The 13,737-nt window shown below is 71.3% G+C and carries 17 protein-coding genes and 1 pseudogene; 16 read left to right on the top strand and 2 right to left on the bottom strand.

Annotated features, from left to right (window positions below; all coding sequences use genetic code 11):
* Positions 1 to 84: 84 nt before the first annotated feature.
* From ACFY7H_RS26520 to ACFY7H_RS26510, 3 genes and pseudogenes are all read left to right on the top strand, one after another.
* Positions 85 to 600: pseudogene (locus ACFY7H_RS26520) on the top strand (GntR family transcriptional regulator); the annotation flags it as partial.
* A gap of 137 nt (positions 601 to 737) precedes the next feature.
* Positions 738 to 911, top strand: a complete 174-nt coding sequence (locus ACFY7H_RS26515; protein ID WP_388942557.1) for a hypothetical protein — start codon at positions 738 to 740, stop codon at positions 909 to 911.
* Positions 904 to 1,158, top strand: coding sequence for a hypothetical protein (locus ACFY7H_RS26510; RefSeq protein WP_388942554.1), 255 nt, complete (start codon positions 904 to 906; stop codon positions 1,156 to 1,158). Before ACFY7H_RS26515 ends, ACFY7H_RS26510 begins: the two co-directional genes overlap by 8 nt.
* 442 nt (positions 1,159 to 1,600) lie before the next feature.
* Here ACFY7H_RS26510 and ACFY7H_RS26505 read toward each other — a convergent pair whose 3' ends face one another.
* Both ACFY7H_RS26505 and ACFY7H_RS26500 read right to left on the bottom strand, forming a co-directional pair.
* On the bottom strand, positions 1,601 to 2,623 hold the full coding sequence (locus tag ACFY7H_RS26505) for a LacI family DNA-binding transcriptional regulator (RefSeq protein ID WP_388942551.1): 1,023 nt from the start codon (positions 2,621 to 2,623) through the stop codon (positions 1,601 to 1,603).
* A 24-nt stretch (positions 2,624 to 2,647) separates the two neighbouring features.
* Entirely contained in the window at positions 2,648 to 3,466 is an 819-nt protein-coding gene (locus ACFY7H_RS26500; RefSeq protein ID WP_388942548.1) for a winged helix-turn-helix domain-containing protein, read from the bottom strand.
* A gap of 502 nt (positions 3,467 to 3,968) precedes the next feature.
* Here ACFY7H_RS26500 and ACFY7H_RS26495 point away from each other — a divergent pair.
* From ACFY7H_RS26495 to ACFY7H_RS26435, 13 genes are all read left to right on the top strand, one after another.
* Positions 3,969 to 4,223 carry a MoaD/ThiS family protein gene (locus ACFY7H_RS26495; protein WP_388942545.1) on the top strand — a complete coding sequence of 85 codons (255 nt, stop codon included), beginning with the start codon at positions 3,969 to 3,971 and terminating at the stop codon, positions 4,221 to 4,223.
* A 10-nt stretch (positions 4,224 to 4,233) separates the two neighbouring features.
* A complete protein-coding gene (locus ACFY7H_RS26490) occupies positions 4,234 to 6,003 on the top strand; it encodes a hypothetical protein (RefSeq protein ID WP_388942543.1) in 1,770 nt (589 codons plus the stop codon).
* A gap of 94 nt (positions 6,004 to 6,097) precedes the next feature.
* Entirely contained in the window at positions 6,098 to 6,805 is a 708-nt protein-coding gene (locus ACFY7H_RS26485) for a DUF2993 domain-containing protein (protein WP_388942541.1), read from the top strand.
* A 156-nt stretch (positions 6,806 to 6,961) separates the two neighbouring features.
* Positions 6,962 to 7,051: an Ms5788A family Cys-rich leader peptide gene (locus tag ACFY7H_RS26480; protein ID WP_350875872.1), complete on the top strand. Its 90-nt coding sequence runs from the start codon at positions 6,962 to 6,964 to the stop codon at positions 7,049 to 7,051.
* A 198-nt stretch (positions 7,052 to 7,249) separates the two neighbouring features.
* Positions 7,250 to 8,095 (top strand): sulfurtransferase, encoded by an 846-nt coding sequence (locus ACFY7H_RS26475; RefSeq protein WP_388942538.1) that lies wholly within the window; start codon positions 7,250 to 7,252, stop codon positions 8,093 to 8,095.
* 64 nt (positions 8,096 to 8,159) lie between these two features.
* Complete coding sequence (locus tag ACFY7H_RS26470) at positions 8,160 to 8,450, top strand: DUF1416 domain-containing protein (protein ID WP_007265476.1); 291 nt, start codon at positions 8,160 to 8,162, stop codon at positions 8,448 to 8,450.
* Between the two features lie 111 nt (positions 8,451 to 8,561).
* Positions 8,562 to 8,825: a DUF3099 domain-containing protein gene (locus ACFY7H_RS26465; RefSeq protein WP_388942534.1), complete on the top strand. Its 264-nt coding sequence runs from the start codon at positions 8,562 to 8,564 to the stop codon at positions 8,823 to 8,825.
* Positions 8,826 to 9,006: 181 nt separating this feature from the next.
* On the top strand, positions 9,007 to 9,729 hold the full coding sequence (locus ACFY7H_RS26460; RefSeq protein WP_388942531.1) for a hypothetical protein: 723 nt from the start codon (positions 9,007 to 9,009) through the stop codon (positions 9,727 to 9,729).
* Complete coding sequence (locus ACFY7H_RS26455; RefSeq protein ID WP_388942528.1) at positions 9,726 to 10,544, top strand: hypothetical protein; 819 nt, start codon at positions 9,726 to 9,728, stop codon at positions 10,542 to 10,544. The genes ACFY7H_RS26460 and ACFY7H_RS26455 overlap by 4 nt, the downstream gene beginning before the upstream one ends.
* Complete coding sequence (locus ACFY7H_RS26450) at positions 10,541 to 11,377, top strand: hypothetical protein (protein ID WP_388942525.1); 837 nt, start codon at positions 10,541 to 10,543, stop codon at positions 11,375 to 11,377. The genes ACFY7H_RS26455 and ACFY7H_RS26450 overlap by 4 nt, the downstream gene beginning before the upstream one ends.
* Before the next feature lie 256 nt (positions 11,378 to 11,633).
* Positions 11,634 to 12,206, top strand: a complete 573-nt coding sequence (locus tag ACFY7H_RS26445; RefSeq protein WP_388942522.1) for an FABP family protein — start codon at positions 11,634 to 11,636, stop codon at positions 12,204 to 12,206.
* Positions 12,207 to 12,284: 78 nt separating this feature from the next.
* On the top strand, positions 12,285 to 12,725 hold the full coding sequence (locus ACFY7H_RS26440; RefSeq protein ID WP_388942519.1) for a Fur family transcriptional regulator: 441 nt from the start codon (positions 12,285 to 12,287) through the stop codon (positions 12,723 to 12,725).
* Positions 12,726 to 12,744: 19 nt separating this feature from the next.
* Positions 12,745 to 13,713 (top strand): YgfZ/GcvT domain-containing protein, encoded by a 969-nt coding sequence (locus ACFY7H_RS26435; protein ID WP_388942516.1) that lies wholly within the window; start codon positions 12,745 to 12,747, stop codon positions 13,711 to 13,713.
* The last annotated feature ends 24 nt before the right edge of the window (positions 13,714 to 13,737 follow it).

Below are 13,737 nucleotides of genomic sequence, written 5' to 3'. Positions count from 1 at the left end.
CCCCGTTAGGACGATTTTCGGGCGACCTCGTCAGCCATCCAACGACGAGCAACAGTCACGCTGCGTACGCGGCCACAAGAAGTGGACCAGAGCCGTCGCTCGCTCCGACAGGGCGGCAAAGCCGCCTACCTGGCCGAGTCGGAGCAGTCCGGGGCCGCCGCGAAGGTCAGTGTCGTCTACATCGGGCCGGTCAGGGCGCCGGAGACAATCGCGCAGCGGCTTGGCGTGGACGCGGGGACTCAGGTGCTCGCGCGCCGTCGCTTGTACTTCCGCAACGGCACTCCTGTGGAAACCGCGACGTCCTACCTGCCTTGGGACGTGGTGCGCGACATTCCGGAACTCTTCGCCGAGAACCCCGGAGCCGGCGGCATCTATGCCCGCCTCGAAGAGCGCGGCCACACCTTCGCCGAGTTCGTGGAGACCCTGCAGGCGCGGCCCGCTGCGAAGGCCGAGGCTTCCGAGCTGGCTTTGAGCCCCGGAGCCACTGTGGTGCACCTGCTGAGGAACGCGGTCACCGACACGGGCCGCGTCGTGGAAGTCTGCGACACCCTCATGGCAGCTGACCAGTTCGTCTTCGAGTTCCGTATCCCGGCCGGCTGACAGCCACTGCCGCACGCAACCCGCTGTGAGCTCACCTTCACGGTGGGTTGACTCATGTAGAGGAGTGGGGTCACTCTTCTTCATGTCACTCATGTACATGAGTGCAGGAGTTCAGCCTCTTTAGAGGAGTGGCCACCATGTGTCAGATCCCCGTCCGCCCGGCAGGCAACTCCTGCCTCCCAGGCATCGACAACAACACCCCCTCGGTGAGGGCTGTCGCGGCGATCGAGCCGAGCTCGGAACTGCTCGACCGGGCGCTGGCCGGCTGGGAGCGTTTCGTCAGCAGCTTCGAGGGAGCGTCCGATGAGTGAGTGCTACGAGTACGTGCCCCACCGCCTCCTCCGCCGTCGCGTCCGCGACATCGCATCGGGCGTCGAGGGCGTCCTCATGGCGGTGATCAACGAGAACGTCTCGGACACCGGTATCGAGCGCTGGATGGAGCTCGCCTACATCCGCAACGCCTCCGGTCGTGAGTTCACCACGGCCGTGGGCAACGTCGAGCCCGCCTTTGACCAGCCCCAGACGGCCGTCGGACGCCGAGATGCGAGAAGCGCGTAGCGATCTGACGCGCCCACCGGTCCCGGAATGCTGCTCTGGTCAACATGTGGTGCGGATATCAGCCCCGGACGGCCGTCGGACGCCGAGACCAGAGGAGCGCGTAGCGATCTGGCGCGCTCGGGTCCTCGGCCGGGGGATCTGGTCGGCATGGGGCCCGGATCCGGGAGGGGGCCGACGCCCCGTACCGCGTCTCGTCGCTGAGGGAGCTGCTCCCCTTCTCCTGCCCCGTGACCGTTCTTTTGGGGGGTTCCCGGCAGTCTTTCGGCTTTCCGGGGCGGGTCGGTCGGTCAAGGGTGGCCGAAGGCCATCGCGTAGCGACGCGAACGAAGTGAGCGCCCTTGAGGGACCGGCACGACACGGAAGGACGATGGGACTGACGGGAGACCCCCCAACCGTCCCTGACACCGCCCCAGGGGCTACCGCCCCCCCGGCCCCGAGAGGCCTACCGGCAGCCGCAGCTGCGGCGGATCACCAGGGCCGACGGGAACTGCTTCAGCCGTTCACGCCGCGAGCCGGCCACGCGGAGGGCGTCGTCCAGGACGAGGTCCACCGCCGCGCGGGCCATCGCCGGGCGGTCCGAGGCGATCGTCGTCAGCGGCGGGTCCGTGAGGGCCGCCTCCTTGACGTCGTCGAAGCCGGCCACCGCCAGCTGCTCGGGGACGTCGATGCGCAGCTCACGGGCGGCGCGCAGCACCCCGATGGCCTGGTCGTCCGTCGCGCAGAAGATCGCCGTCGGCCGGTCGGGCCGGGCCAGGACCTCCAGGGCTACCCGGTACGCGTCGTAGCGGTTGTACGGGGCCTCGATGAGCCGGCCCTCGACCGACCGCCCGGCCTCCAGCATGGCCCGGCGCCAGCCCTCGACGTGGTCGGCCACCGGGTCGCCGACGGAGGGGGTGTTCTCGATGCCGCCGATGCAGGCGACGTACTCGTGCCCGTGTTCCAGGAGGTGCCGGGTGGCGAGCTGCGCGCCGCCGATGTCGTCGGTGACGACCGCGACGTCGTCGATCGCCTCGGGCCGCTCGTGCAGCAGCACCACCCGTGCGTCCCACGCGTCGATCTCCGAGGCGGCGCGCTCGCTCATGCCCTGGCTGACCAGGATCAGTCCCGACACCCGCATGCCGAGGAAGGCACGCAGGTAGTGGACCTCGCGCTCGTCCCGGTAGTCGGAGTTCCCGACCAGGACCATCTTTCCGCGCTCGGCCGCGGCCTGCTCGACCGCGTGCGCCATCTCCGCGAAGAACGGTTGGCGGGCATCGGGGACGATCATGCCTATGAGGTCGGTGCGGCGGGACGCCATCGCCTGCGCGACCCGGTCCGGGCGGTAGCCCAGGTCCTTGATAGCGGCGAGTACACGCTCGCGCGTGGCCGGGGCGACCGGCCGGGGTCCGTTGTTGATGACGTAGCTCACGACGGCGGTAGAAGTACCCGCAAGTCGCGCTACGTCATCCCGCGTCACCTTGGCCACGGGCGGAAGTCTACGCGGGGTGACCTACCTCTGGGCAGGGTGTTTGGCCGACGGGATGGTCACAGGAGCTTCCTCCGAACGGGGGACGGCTTCCTCCGTACGGTCCGCGGCCTGCGCCGGGGCCTGCTTGGCGGCCGCCTGGGCCGCGGCCTCGGCGGCCGCCCGCTCCACCTTCTCCGGGGTGACGAAGCGGTAGCCGACGTTGCGGACGGTACCGATCAGGGACTCGTGCTCGGGGCCGAGCTTGGCGCGCAGCCGCCGTACGTGGACGTCCACCGTGCGGGTGCCGCCGAAGTAGTCGTAGCCCCATACCTCCTGGAGGAGCTGCGCACGGGTGAAGACCCGGCCCGGGTGCTGGGCGAGGTACTTCAACAGCTCGAACTCCTTGAAGGTGAGGTCCAGGACCCGCCCCTTCAGCTTCGCGCTGTACGTCGCCTCGTCGACCGAGAGGTCGCCGTTGCGGATCTCCATCGGGGAGTCGTCCGAGCCGAGCTGCTGGCGGCCGGTGGCCAGCCGCAGCCGTGCCTCCACCTCGGCGGGGCCGGCGGTGTCGAGGAGTACGTCGTCGATGCCCCAGTCGGCGGTGACGGCGGCGAGGCCGCCTTCCGTGACGACGAGGATCAGCGGGCAGCCCGGTCCGGTGGACCGCAGCAGCTGGCACAGCGACCGCACCTGCGGCAGGTCGCGGCGGCCGTCGACGAGGATCACGTCCGCGCCGGGGGTGTCCACCAGGGCCGGGCCCTCGGCGGGGGCCACCCTGACGTTGTGCAGCAGCAGACCGAGTGCGGGCAGCACCTCGGTCGACGGCTGGAGGGCATTGGTCAGCAGGAGGAGAGAGCTCATGCCCGACCACCTGCCCTGGTCCGGCGGCCTTGCTCCTGTTTGCTTCGCTCGTCCATCACGTCGGTTCCTCCTCGGCCCGTCCCGGGGGTACCTCCCAGCGGTAGCTGGGGGAGTGCGTGGTACTGCTTCGTACGTCGTGCCTGGCAGCCGCCGCGTCCCCCGCGCCCTGGGGTCCGGATGGATACCTCTGTTCTCGGTCCGTTCAACGTGCTGAAAGCACAAAAGGACCCGGGGGCTACGTTGCCCGGATCCTCTACCCCGCCAGAATAGCCCACCGGCCCTTTCGGGGCCGAGGGCTGCCGTGCACCGCATTCTGTGGTTCGCGCCACGCCTTCCTCCTGCGTATGCCCTGGTTTCGCCGGATCGAGAGGTCCGCCGACCCGTCTCGCGGCCCCTCCGGGCGCACGGACGGCGCGTGGAGGCACGCCGTGGTGACGGGCCAGAGGGGTCATCATGGAGGCCGACGGTAGAGAGCCGACGGAGCCGACCGATAGGAGCTGCAGTGGCAACCGGAACCATCCGCTACTGGGCGGCGGCGAAAGCCGCCGCCGAGACGGCGGAGGAGCCGTACTCGGCGCACACACTGGCCGAGGCGCTCGACGCCGTGCGGGAACGCCATCCGGGGGAACTCACCCGGGTCCTGCAGCGCTGCTCCTTCCTCGTGAACGACGAGCCCGTGGGCAAGCGCCCGCACGATGCCGTTCTGCTGACCGAGGGGGGCACCGTCGAGGTGCTCCCGCCGTTCGCGGGCGGGTGAGCGGAAACCGATGAGCACTCCCGAAGAACAGCAGCAGCGGCAGCGGCAGCAGCAGGCCGCCGAGCAGGATCCGTACGCGACGCAGACCTGGCAGTCCGACACCTGGGAGACCGGCTACCAGCCGGTGCACCCGCCGCTGGGCTCGGTGCCCGGCCAGCCGGCCGCGCAGGCCCAGGCCCCGGACCCGGGCCCGCAGGGGCAGTGGGGGCAGAGCGCCGGCGGCGCCGTGCCGTGGCCGGACGCCACGGGGGCCGGTGCGGCCGCCGCCGCGGAGACGGCGTACCTGCCGCCGGTGCCGGCGCAGCAGCAGCACCAGCAGCCGCAGCACCAGCCCCAGCAGCAGCCCTCCGTGCCCGAGGGCTGGTTCCGCGACCAGCAGCAGCAGGCTCCCGCGCAGGGCGGCTGGGCCGACGCCGCCGCGCAGACGGCGTACCTGCCGCCCGTGCCGGCGCAGCACCAGCCGCAGCACCAGCCGCAGCAGCACCAACAGCAGCCCGCCGTCCCCGACGGCTGGTTCCGCGGCGAGCAGCCGCAGCAGCCGCAGGCGCCGGTCGCGCCCTGGTCCGACGGCTCGGGCTCCGCCGCCGCCGAGCAGACGGCGTACCTGCCGCCGGTCCGTGAATCCGCCGCCGAGCAGACGGCGTACCTGCCGCCGGTCCGCGAATCCGCCGCCGAGCAGACGGCGTACCTGCCGCCGGTCCGCGAATCCGCCGCCGAGCAGACGGCGTACCTCCCGCCGGTGCCGGCGCAGGGTGCCGTGCCCGACGGCTGGTTCCGGGACGAGCCCCAGGCCGCTCCCGCCCCCGGCTCCGCCGCCGAGCAGACCGCGTACCTCCCGCCGGTCCGGGAGCGGGGTGCCGCGTCCGGTGCCTGGCCCGCCGGGGCCTTCTCCGACGACGCCGCCGCGCAGACGGCGTACCTGCCGCCCGTGCCGGCGGAGCCCGAGCCCGAGCCGGAGCGCCGGCCGCAGCCCGGTCCGTCCGCCGAGTACTCGCCGCCGACCCTCGGCGGCAACACCCTGCGCGCCGTCGACCCCGCCCAGGCCCGCGCCGAGGGCCGGTCGCCGATCATCGACCCCGGGCCGCAGTCGGCCATACTGACCGCCGCCCTGGGGCTCCTGATGGCCGGTGCCGCGGCGCTCGGCCAGTGGGCGCTGCTCGTTCCGCTGATCGCCCTCCAGGGGCTCACCGCGGCCGGCTGGTTCCGCCTCAACGGCATGTGGCCGGCCCGTCAGGGCATCGTCCTGGCCTTCGCGGGAGCCCTCGTCGCCGACGGCGCGGTGCTCGCGGTGGACCGTACGTACGGCCCCGGCGCGATCATCGGCACCCTCGGGGCCTGGGTGCTGCTGACGCTGGTGCTCCAGCTGCGCAGCCAGGCGGACCCGGACGAGCGGATGTACGGGCTGATGGCGTCGGTGGCCTCCGCCGCGCTGGCCATCGTGTGCGCGGGCTTCCTCGCGGCGGACCGGGAGCCGGTGACCACCGGTGCCGTCGCCGTCGCGGTCGCGGTGTTCGCGCGGGCCCTGCCGCTGCCCACCGCGCCGTCCGTCGGCGTGTCGCTGGCCGCGGCGGCCGGTGCGGGCATCGCGGTCGGCGGGCTGACCGGGCTCGGCGCCGGCGGGGCGCTGGTGGGCCTCGCGGCCGGGGTGTGCGCCCTGATCGGGCTGCGCGTGGCCGCGTACGACTACCCGTCCAAGTTCGTCCACATGACGGCCGGTGTCGCGCTGCCGCTGGCCGCGGCGGCTCCGGCCGTGTACCTCATGGGCCGGGTCGTCGGCTGACACCGGGGCCCGGGGAGCCCCGCCGCTGATCCCGCCCTCACGGCCGGTCATGGTCCACTAGAACGCACGTACTGACTAGCAGGGGGAGGGGCACGTGCGTTTCCTACGTGTCGTGGTGATCATCGGCGTGGTGCTGGGAGGGCTGTTCGTGGGCGTCGACCGCTGGGCGGTCGGCTATGCCGAGGACCGGCTGGCCGATCGCGTCCAGGCCCAGCAGGGCCTCGCGGGGAGCGCCGAGGTGGAGATCCACGGCTTCCCCTTCCTGACCCAGGCGCTCAGCCACGACCTGGACCAGGTCGATCTGAAGGTGGCGGGCGTCGACGTCACCGCCGACGGCCGCAAGACGCGGCTCTCGGAGCTGAAGGCCTCGTTCCGCGAGGTGAAGCTCAACGGCAGCTACAGCGGCGGCACCGCCGCGCGGGCCGAGGGCACGGCCCTGATCACGTACGAGGACCTCACCAAGGCCTCCCAGAACGGTGTGGTCCTCACCTACGGCGGGGCGCCGAACAAGGTGAAGGTCACCGCGACCGTGGACTTCCTCGGCAGGACGGTCACCCGCAGCGTGGTGTCGACCGTCGCCCTGGTGGACTCCGGCAACTCCAAGGTCGTCCGGGTGCGCGCGGACTCCGTGCCGGGCGAGGGGATCCCGGGGATCGAGGGCGTCGTGCGCAAGCGGACCGACTTCGACCGCCGCATCGACGACGGCCTGCCGGCCGGGCTCAAGCTCGCGTCGCTGACCTCGGACGAGTCCGGCGTCCACCTCACGCTGAGCGGATCGGACGTGTCCCTGGCCGGATCGTGAGACGGCGCGGTCCGATCCGCAGGAGGACGGGCCGCAAGGACAGCCCCGGAAGGCCGTACGACGGCCGTCCGGGGCTTTCTCATCCCGTTATGCGGACGATCCTGTCTCGGTATATGACACGCCGGTGACAGGGTGGCCCGTTCGTCCCTACGATCCATGGCTATGAAGCATCAGCAGGCGGACCTCACGAAGCGGCGGGCAGTAGACCTGTGTCGCGTCGCCGCCATGCTCTGTCGCTCCATGTGAGGTGTGAGCCTTCCGCTCCGCCGGCCGGACCGACGGCCCTTCATCCCGCGTGACCGCACCGCCGCGCACCAGCCTCCCGCCCCCTGACGCCTCCCCGCGCAGGGCCGGAGAGCCGCACCCGGAAAGCCACGCACCAGCACAGCCCGCTCGCAGCAGCCCCAGCACGGCCCCGCCGCAACTGCCCCGGAGGAGAACACCATGAGCCGCAGCGACGTCCTCGTAGACGCCGACTGGGTCGAGGCCCACCTGAACGACGCCAACGTCGTGATCGTCGAGGTGGACGAGGACACGTCCGCGTACGACAAGAACCACATCACCAACGCCGTCCGGATCGACTGGAAGCAGGACCTCCAGGACCCGGTCCGCCGTGACTTCGTGGACCAGGAGGGCTTCGAGAAGCTCCTCTCCGCCAAGGGCATCTCCAACGACGACACCGTCGTCCTCTACGGCGGCAACAACAACTGGTTCGCGTCCTACGCCTACTGGTACTTCAAGCTCTACGGCCACCAGGACGTCCGCCTCCTCGACGGCGGCCGCAAGAAGTGGGAGCTCGACTCCCGCGACCTGGTCGACGGCAAGGACGTCCCGAACCGCCCGGCCACCCAGTACAAGGCCAAGCCGCAGGACACCTCGATCCGCGCCTTCCGCGACGACGTCGTCGCCGCGATCGGCTCCCTGAACCTGGTCGACGTCCGCTCGCCCGACGAGTTCTCCGGCAAGCTGCTCGCCCCGGCGCACCTCCCGCAGGAGCAGTCGCAGCGCCCCGGCCACGTGCCGAGCGCCCGCAACATCCCGTGGTCGAAGAACGCCAACGACGACGGCACCTTCAAGTCCGACGAGGAGCTGACCGCCCTCTACCAGGCCGAGCAGGTCGACCTCGCGAAGGACACCATCGCCTACTGCCGCATCGGCGAGCGCTCCGCGCTCACGTGGTTCGTGCTGCACGAGCTCCTGGGCCAGGAGAACGTCAAGAACTACGACGGCTCCTGGACCGAGTACGGCTCGCTCGTCGGCGTGCCGATCGAGCTCGGCCCCAACAAGTAATCCGGCCGGGCACGCGACGCCCGTCCCCGTAGCAGCAGAACTTCTCCAGGACAGGACAGAGAACATGTGTGGAGCACAGATCGGCGGGCCCGACCTCGCGACGCTGAAGCCCGGTGAGACCGCGATCCAGGGCCAGGTGACCAAGGACGGTGAGCCCATCAGCGGCTACGTCCGCCTGCTGGACTCGACCGGCGAGTTCACCGCCGAGGTCCCCACCTCCGCGACCGGTCAGTTCCGCTTCTACGCGGCCACGGGCTCCTGGACGCTGCGGGCGCTCGTCCCGGGTGCCCAGGCCGACCGCGCCGTCGTGGTCGCCGAGGCCGGCGGCGTGACGGACGTCGCCATCGCGGTCTGATACCCGGACCGACAGCCGAACCGGCCGAAGGGCCGCACCCCAGGGGGTTGGACGCCACTGGAACGGGGTGCGGCCCTTCGCGCCGTCCGCGTCCGGGCCTACGCTGGAGACATGTACGCGCGGCGCCGGCGGGCCTATTTCCTGCTGATGGGCGGATGCCTTTTCCTCTTCGTCTCCGCCTGGTCCTTCGTGCGCCTGATCTCGGTCGAGGCGGCGGTGGCGCTGTGCGTGGTCGCCATGGTCATTCCGCCGGTCGCGGCGGTGGTGGCGAACCGGCGGGGGCCGGACGAGCGCTGGTGGGACGACCCCTCGGGCGATCCGAAGTCCGACGAGTGGTGGGACGAACTGGACGGAAAACGGCGCCCGGGGGACTAGAACGCGCCTATATAAGAACGTAATAAAGATGCGTACAACGGGTCCCCGCACCAGGGTGTCTTGGATGTGCGCGGGCGAACGATCCCGCGGCTCCAGTCCTGTGGGGGACCCCATTTTGGAAATCGAAAACCGGGACCCGGGCGTGCCGGAAATAAAGCCGGTTGACGCGGTAATTCCGCCCGTGCCCGTTCCGCCTGATTCCACCCCGCGCCGCCGCGGGCGTACCTGGCCCCTGCTCGCCGCGGCCCTGGCACTGGGCGCAGCCGTCGGCACCGTCACGGGCTACGCGGTCCAGTACCACCGCCCGCCCACGCCCCTGCCGCCCCTGGCGCAGCAGAAGCTGGACTCTCCGAAGCCGCTGGCGCCGGACGACGCGACGACGGCGAAGACGATCAACGCCAACCGCTGGCACAAGACCGACGACGACCTGGCGGCGATGCTGCTGCCCGCGCCGGACGGGACGAAGCTCCTGCGCAGCGGCTACGAGGGCCTGGACGTCTTCGTGGCGGGTTTTTTCCAGGAGCCCGGCGGCGCACTGGCCGACCTGGCCGAGAGGAAGATCCGGCGCGTCGCCTCCGCCGTGTGGTCCGACGGCCATGTGGTGGCCGAGGTCAGGCTGTTGCAGTTCCACGATCGCGCCGGAGCGGACGAGTACCAGGCCGACCACGCGTCGTACATGGCGAACGCGGAGTACGCGGGCAACCAGGGGGTGGCCATTCCGGGGACGGCTCCGGGCCTCGGCCACGTCTGGGTGCACTCCGAGCCCCAGGGGAACGTGCGGATCGCCCGGGCCCTCGCCCGCAAGGGCGACATCGTCCTCGACATCAGCTACCACGACGACCGCCGCAGGATCGCGGAGAGCGACCTCATCGACCTGGCCAAGCGCCAGCTGGAGCGACTGTGACCGAGCCGCTGAACGACACCGCTCCCGGCACGGACACCGGCACAGCCCCCGCTCCCGGCACTGCCCCCGCGGCGACCGCCGTCCCCCGACGCCGCCGGACCGGTGCCTACGTCGCCGCAGGCATCACCGTCGCCCTCCTGGCGGCCGGCGGAATCGCCGGCGCCCTGGCGCTCGGCGGAGCCGACCGGGCCGCGCCCACCCGCTACTGGAGCGCCGAGGGCGTCAGCCCGCGCGGACCCCGGACGCCGGAGTCCGTTCCGCCCAACACGCTGAAGGGCAAGCTGCTGCCCGTACCGGGCAGCCACACCTCCGGCCCGGACCTCGCGGGGTACGGCAACGACTTCTTCGTCTCCGGCGACGAGGCGGTCCAGGGCTTCAAGGACGCCCGCAAGGGCCTCTCCGACACCCAGCGCAAGAAGCGCGACGACGCCCTCGCCGACCTCGAGCTCAAGGGACTGGCCGGCCGCAGCTACGCCGAGGTCATGGGCCGGTCGGTCATGGAGGTGCGCCTGATGCAGGCCGCCCCCCAGTCCTTGACCAAGACGTCCGAGATCTCCAAGAAGCTCATGGACGCCGTCTCGGAGGGGCGCGAGACCCCGAAGGTGGACGGGTTCCCCGATGCGAAGTGCGCCGTGGTCACCCTCGGCAACGCCGAACAGAAGGACAGGATCGACTCGATGGAGTGCGTGGCGATCGAGGGCGACATCCTGGTCGGCTTCCGCGCCTACGGCCCCCAGCCCTTCGCGTCCGGCGACGCCGTCAAGTTCTTCCAGAACCAGCTGAAGCACCTGAAGTCCCCCGGGGAGTCCGTGTGACCGAGCAGACCACCGCCGACGCCCCGGAAACTCCCGGTGCACCGGCCGTCGAGACCCCCGCGCCGCCCGCCCCGCAGGAGCGGCGCAAGCTCTTCGCCGCACTGCGCTGGAACGCCGCCGTCCTCACCTTCGCCGCCGCCGGCACCGGAGCGGCGTACGGGATCACCCAGGCGGAGCGCACCGACCTGCCGGGCCTGTCCACCCGGAACGACGGCCGATGGGCCTACCCGGCACTCGCCAAGCCCACCCTGCCCCCCGGCGCCGCCCAGCCCTTCGCCATGGACAACAAGGACGGCATCCACTACGCCGCCCTGCCCCAGCTCCTGCTCCCCGCGCCCGGGGGCTCCACTCCCGACACCGGGCTGAAGCTCGAGAAGGACCAGGCGGTGTCCGTCGACACCTTCCTGGAGGAGTACGAGCCCACCACCCGCCCCAAGATGAAGCAGGGCTTCACGGACGACGGCCTGCGCCAGATCGCGGCCCGCGGCTGGACCATGCCCGACGGCACCCGCACCCGCATCTACCTGCTGCGCTTTCACTCCTCCGGCTTCGTCGACGCCTTCGAGGGCTGCGGCATCAAGATGAACCTCAATGGCGTCAACCGCATCGAGGGCGACAGCGACTGGAGCAAGGTCAAGAACGACCAGAACCCGCCCGACCTCGCGGACGTCTCCCTCTTCGCCGAAGCCGCGCCGGTCGGCGACGAGGACCTGAAGGCCGGCTGCGTCAAGGGCGGCGACGTCCAGGCCGTCGTCCTCCAGACCCGCAAGGGCAAGGTGGCCGCCGTCCCCTTCCACCAGACGGTGATGCTCCAGGACCAGCTCCTCCACTGAGCGGTACGGCCCACCTCACAGCGTGCGCCGGTCCCCGGGCCAGTAGGCTTGGGGACCGGCCCGTCCACCCGCACCGAAACCTCCGAGGAGCACCCCGTGCTTGAGGCAGTCTTCACCTCCCTGCTGGTCCTGGTCTGCGTCGGCGTACTCGCCTTCACCGTCCTGGCCGTCAAGAAGCTGTACCAGGGTCAGCGCTGAGCGTCCGCGCAGCCGACCGCACCGGAACCCCTCCCACAGATCGCCTGAGCAGCCAAACATGATCCAGATCCCGTCCGACCTGAACCCGGGCCTCGTCCCCCTCGCCTTCCTCCTCGGCAACTGGGAAGGCGCGGGCGTCTTCGACTTCCCCGGTGAGGAGAAGTGCAACTTCGGCCAGGAAGTCGTCTTCAGCCACGACGGCCGGGACTTCCTGGAGTACACCTCCCACACCTGGGTGCTCGACGGCGAGGGCAACAAGGTGCGCCCGCTGGAGTCCGAGTCGGGCTACTGGCGCATCGACAAGGACCGCAAGGTCGAGATCGTCATGGTGCGCGACCAGGGTGTCGTCGAGGTCTGGTACGGCGAGCTCGCCGACCAGAAGCCCCAGATCGACCTGGTCACCGACGCGGTGGCGCGTACGGCCGCGTCCGGCCCGTACAGCGGCGGCAAGCGCCTCTACGGCTACGTGAAGAGCGACCTCATGTGGGTCGGCGAGAAGGCCACCCCCGACGTCGAGCTGCGCCCCTACATGTCGGCCCAGCTCAAGAAGGTCGTCACCCCGGAGGAGATCGCCGACATGGCGCGCAACCTCCCGGAGCTCCCCGAGGACGGCATCGCCTTCTTCCGCTGAGCGACGCACCCGGCACGGGCAGGGGGAAAGGGGACCGCGGGCTGACCGCGGTCCCCTTTCCGCGCTTACACTGGCCGGGTGGTGACCACCGACTGGAAGAGTGACCTGCGGCAGCGCGGCTACCGGCTGACGCCGCAGCGCCAGCTCGTGCTCGAGGCGGTCGACGCCCTGGAGCACGCCAGCCCCGACGAGATCCTCGTGGAGGTCCGCAAGACCGCCTCCGGGGTGAACATCTCCACCGTCTACCGGACCCTGGAGCTCCTGGAGGAGCTCGGACTGGTCTCCCACGCCCACCTCGGCCACGGGGCCCCCACCTACCACCTCGCCGACCGGCACCACCACATCCACCTCGTCTGCCGCGAATGCACCGGCGTCATCGAGGCCGACGTGGACATCGCCGACGAGTTCACCGCGAAGCTGCGCACCACCTTCGGGTTCGAGACCGACATGAAGCACTTCGCGATCTTCGGGCTGTGCAAGAAGTGCGCGGCGGCCGGGCGCCAGACGGGCACCGCGTAGCGGGTCGTAGGCTGGTGGCATGACCAGCAGCCCCTTGCTCCATCTCCCCGGCGCCGTAGCGGCCGAAGGCATCGACGAGGGCGTCGCCGCCCACTACGGAGAGCTCTACGGCGAACAGCGCTCCCTCGCAGACGGCCGCGGCTTCGTCGACCTCTCCCACCGCGGGGTCGTCACCGTCACCGGAGCGGACCGGCTGAGCTGGCTGCACCTGCTGCTCACCCAGCACATGAGCGACCTGCCCGCCGGACGGGCCACCGAGGCACTGATCCTCTCCGCCCACGGGCACATCGAGCACGCCCTCTACCTCGTCGACGACGGCGAGACGGTCTGGGCGCACGTGGAGCCCGGCACCCGGGAGGCGCTCCTCGGCTACCTGGAGTCGATGAAGTTCTTCTACCGCGTCGAGGTCGCCGACCGCACCGACGACTTCGCCGTGGTCCACCTCCCGGCCGGCTCGATCGCCGAGGTCGCCAAGGAGCACGTCGTACGCGAGACCGCGCACGGCCGTGACGTCTTCCTGCCCCGCGCCGAGCTGGAGGCCTTCGCCGCCGCCCACGGCCCCGCCGCCGGGCTCCTCGCCTACGAGGCCCTGCGCGTCGAGGCCCACCGGCCGCGCGTCGGCCTGGAGACCGACCACCGCACCATCCCGCACGAGCTGGGCTGGATCGGCACCGCCGTGCACCTGCAGAAGGGCTGCTACCGGGGCCAGGAGACCGTCGCCCGCGTCCACAACCTGGGCAAGCCCCCGCGCCGCCTGGTCTTCCTGCACCTGGACGGCTCCGAGGTGCTGCTCCCGGCGCACGGGACGCCCGTACGGCTCGCCTCGGACGGGGAGGACGGGCGCCAGCTCGGCTTCGTCACCACCGCCGTGCGCCACCACGAGCTCGGCCCGATCGCGCTCGCGCTGGTCAAGCGGAACGTTCCGGTCGACGCCCCGCTGCTGGCCGGGAACACGGCTGCCGCGCAGGAGGTCGTCGTAGCCCCGTAAGGGGTCCGGGGCCTGCCGGTCAGG

It is taken from the genome of Streptomyces sp. NPDC012794 (assembly GCF_042901085.1).
Classification (GTDB): domain Bacteria; phylum Actinomycetota; class Actinomycetes; order Streptomycetales; family Streptomycetaceae; genus Streptomyces.
The sequence above is the reverse complement of the archived record's forward strand: the minus strand, read 5'-3'. Positions and strand labels throughout refer to the sequence as shown.

Excerpts from the sequence above, each read along its gene's own strand:
- ACFY7H_RS26445 (WP_388942522.1), top strand. The coding sequence starts at position 11,634 with ATGATCCAGATCCCGTCCGACCTGAACCCGGGCCTCGTCCCCCTCGCC.
- ACFY7H_RS26480 (WP_350875872.1), top strand. The coding sequence starts at position 6,962 with ATGGCTATGAAGCATCAGCAGGCGGACCTCACGAAGCGGCGGGCAGTA.
- ACFY7H_RS26475 (WP_388942538.1), top strand. The coding sequence starts at position 7,250 with ATGAGCCGCAGCGACGTCCTCGTAGACGCCGACTGGGTCGAGGCCCAC.
- ACFY7H_RS26510 (WP_388942554.1), top strand. The coding sequence starts at position 904 with ATGAGTGAGTGCTACGAGTACGTGCCCCACCGCCTCCTCCGCCGTCGC.
- ACFY7H_RS26515 (WP_388942557.1), top strand. The coding sequence starts at position 738 with ATGTGTCAGATCCCCGTCCGCCCGGCAGGCAACTCCTGCCTCCCAGGC.
- ACFY7H_RS26465 (WP_388942534.1), top strand. The coding sequence starts at position 8,562 with ATGTACGCGCGGCGCCGGCGGGCCTATTTCCTGCTGATGGGCGGATGC.
- ACFY7H_RS26435 (WP_388942516.1), top strand. The coding sequence starts at position 12,745 with ATGACCAGCAGCCCCTTGCTCCATCTCCCCGGCGCCGTAGCGGCCGAA.
- ACFY7H_RS26470 (WP_007265476.1), top strand. The coding sequence starts at position 8,160 with ATGTGTGGAGCACAGATCGGCGGGCCCGACCTCGCGACGCTGAAGCCC.
- ACFY7H_RS26490 (WP_388942543.1), top strand. The coding sequence starts at position 4,234 with ATGAGCACTCCCGAAGAACAGCAGCAGCGGCAGCGGCAGCAGCAGGCC.
- ACFY7H_RS26500 (WP_388942548.1), bottom strand. The coding sequence starts at position 3,466 with ATGAGCTCTCTCCTCCTGCTGACCAATGCCCTCCAGCCGTCGACCGAG.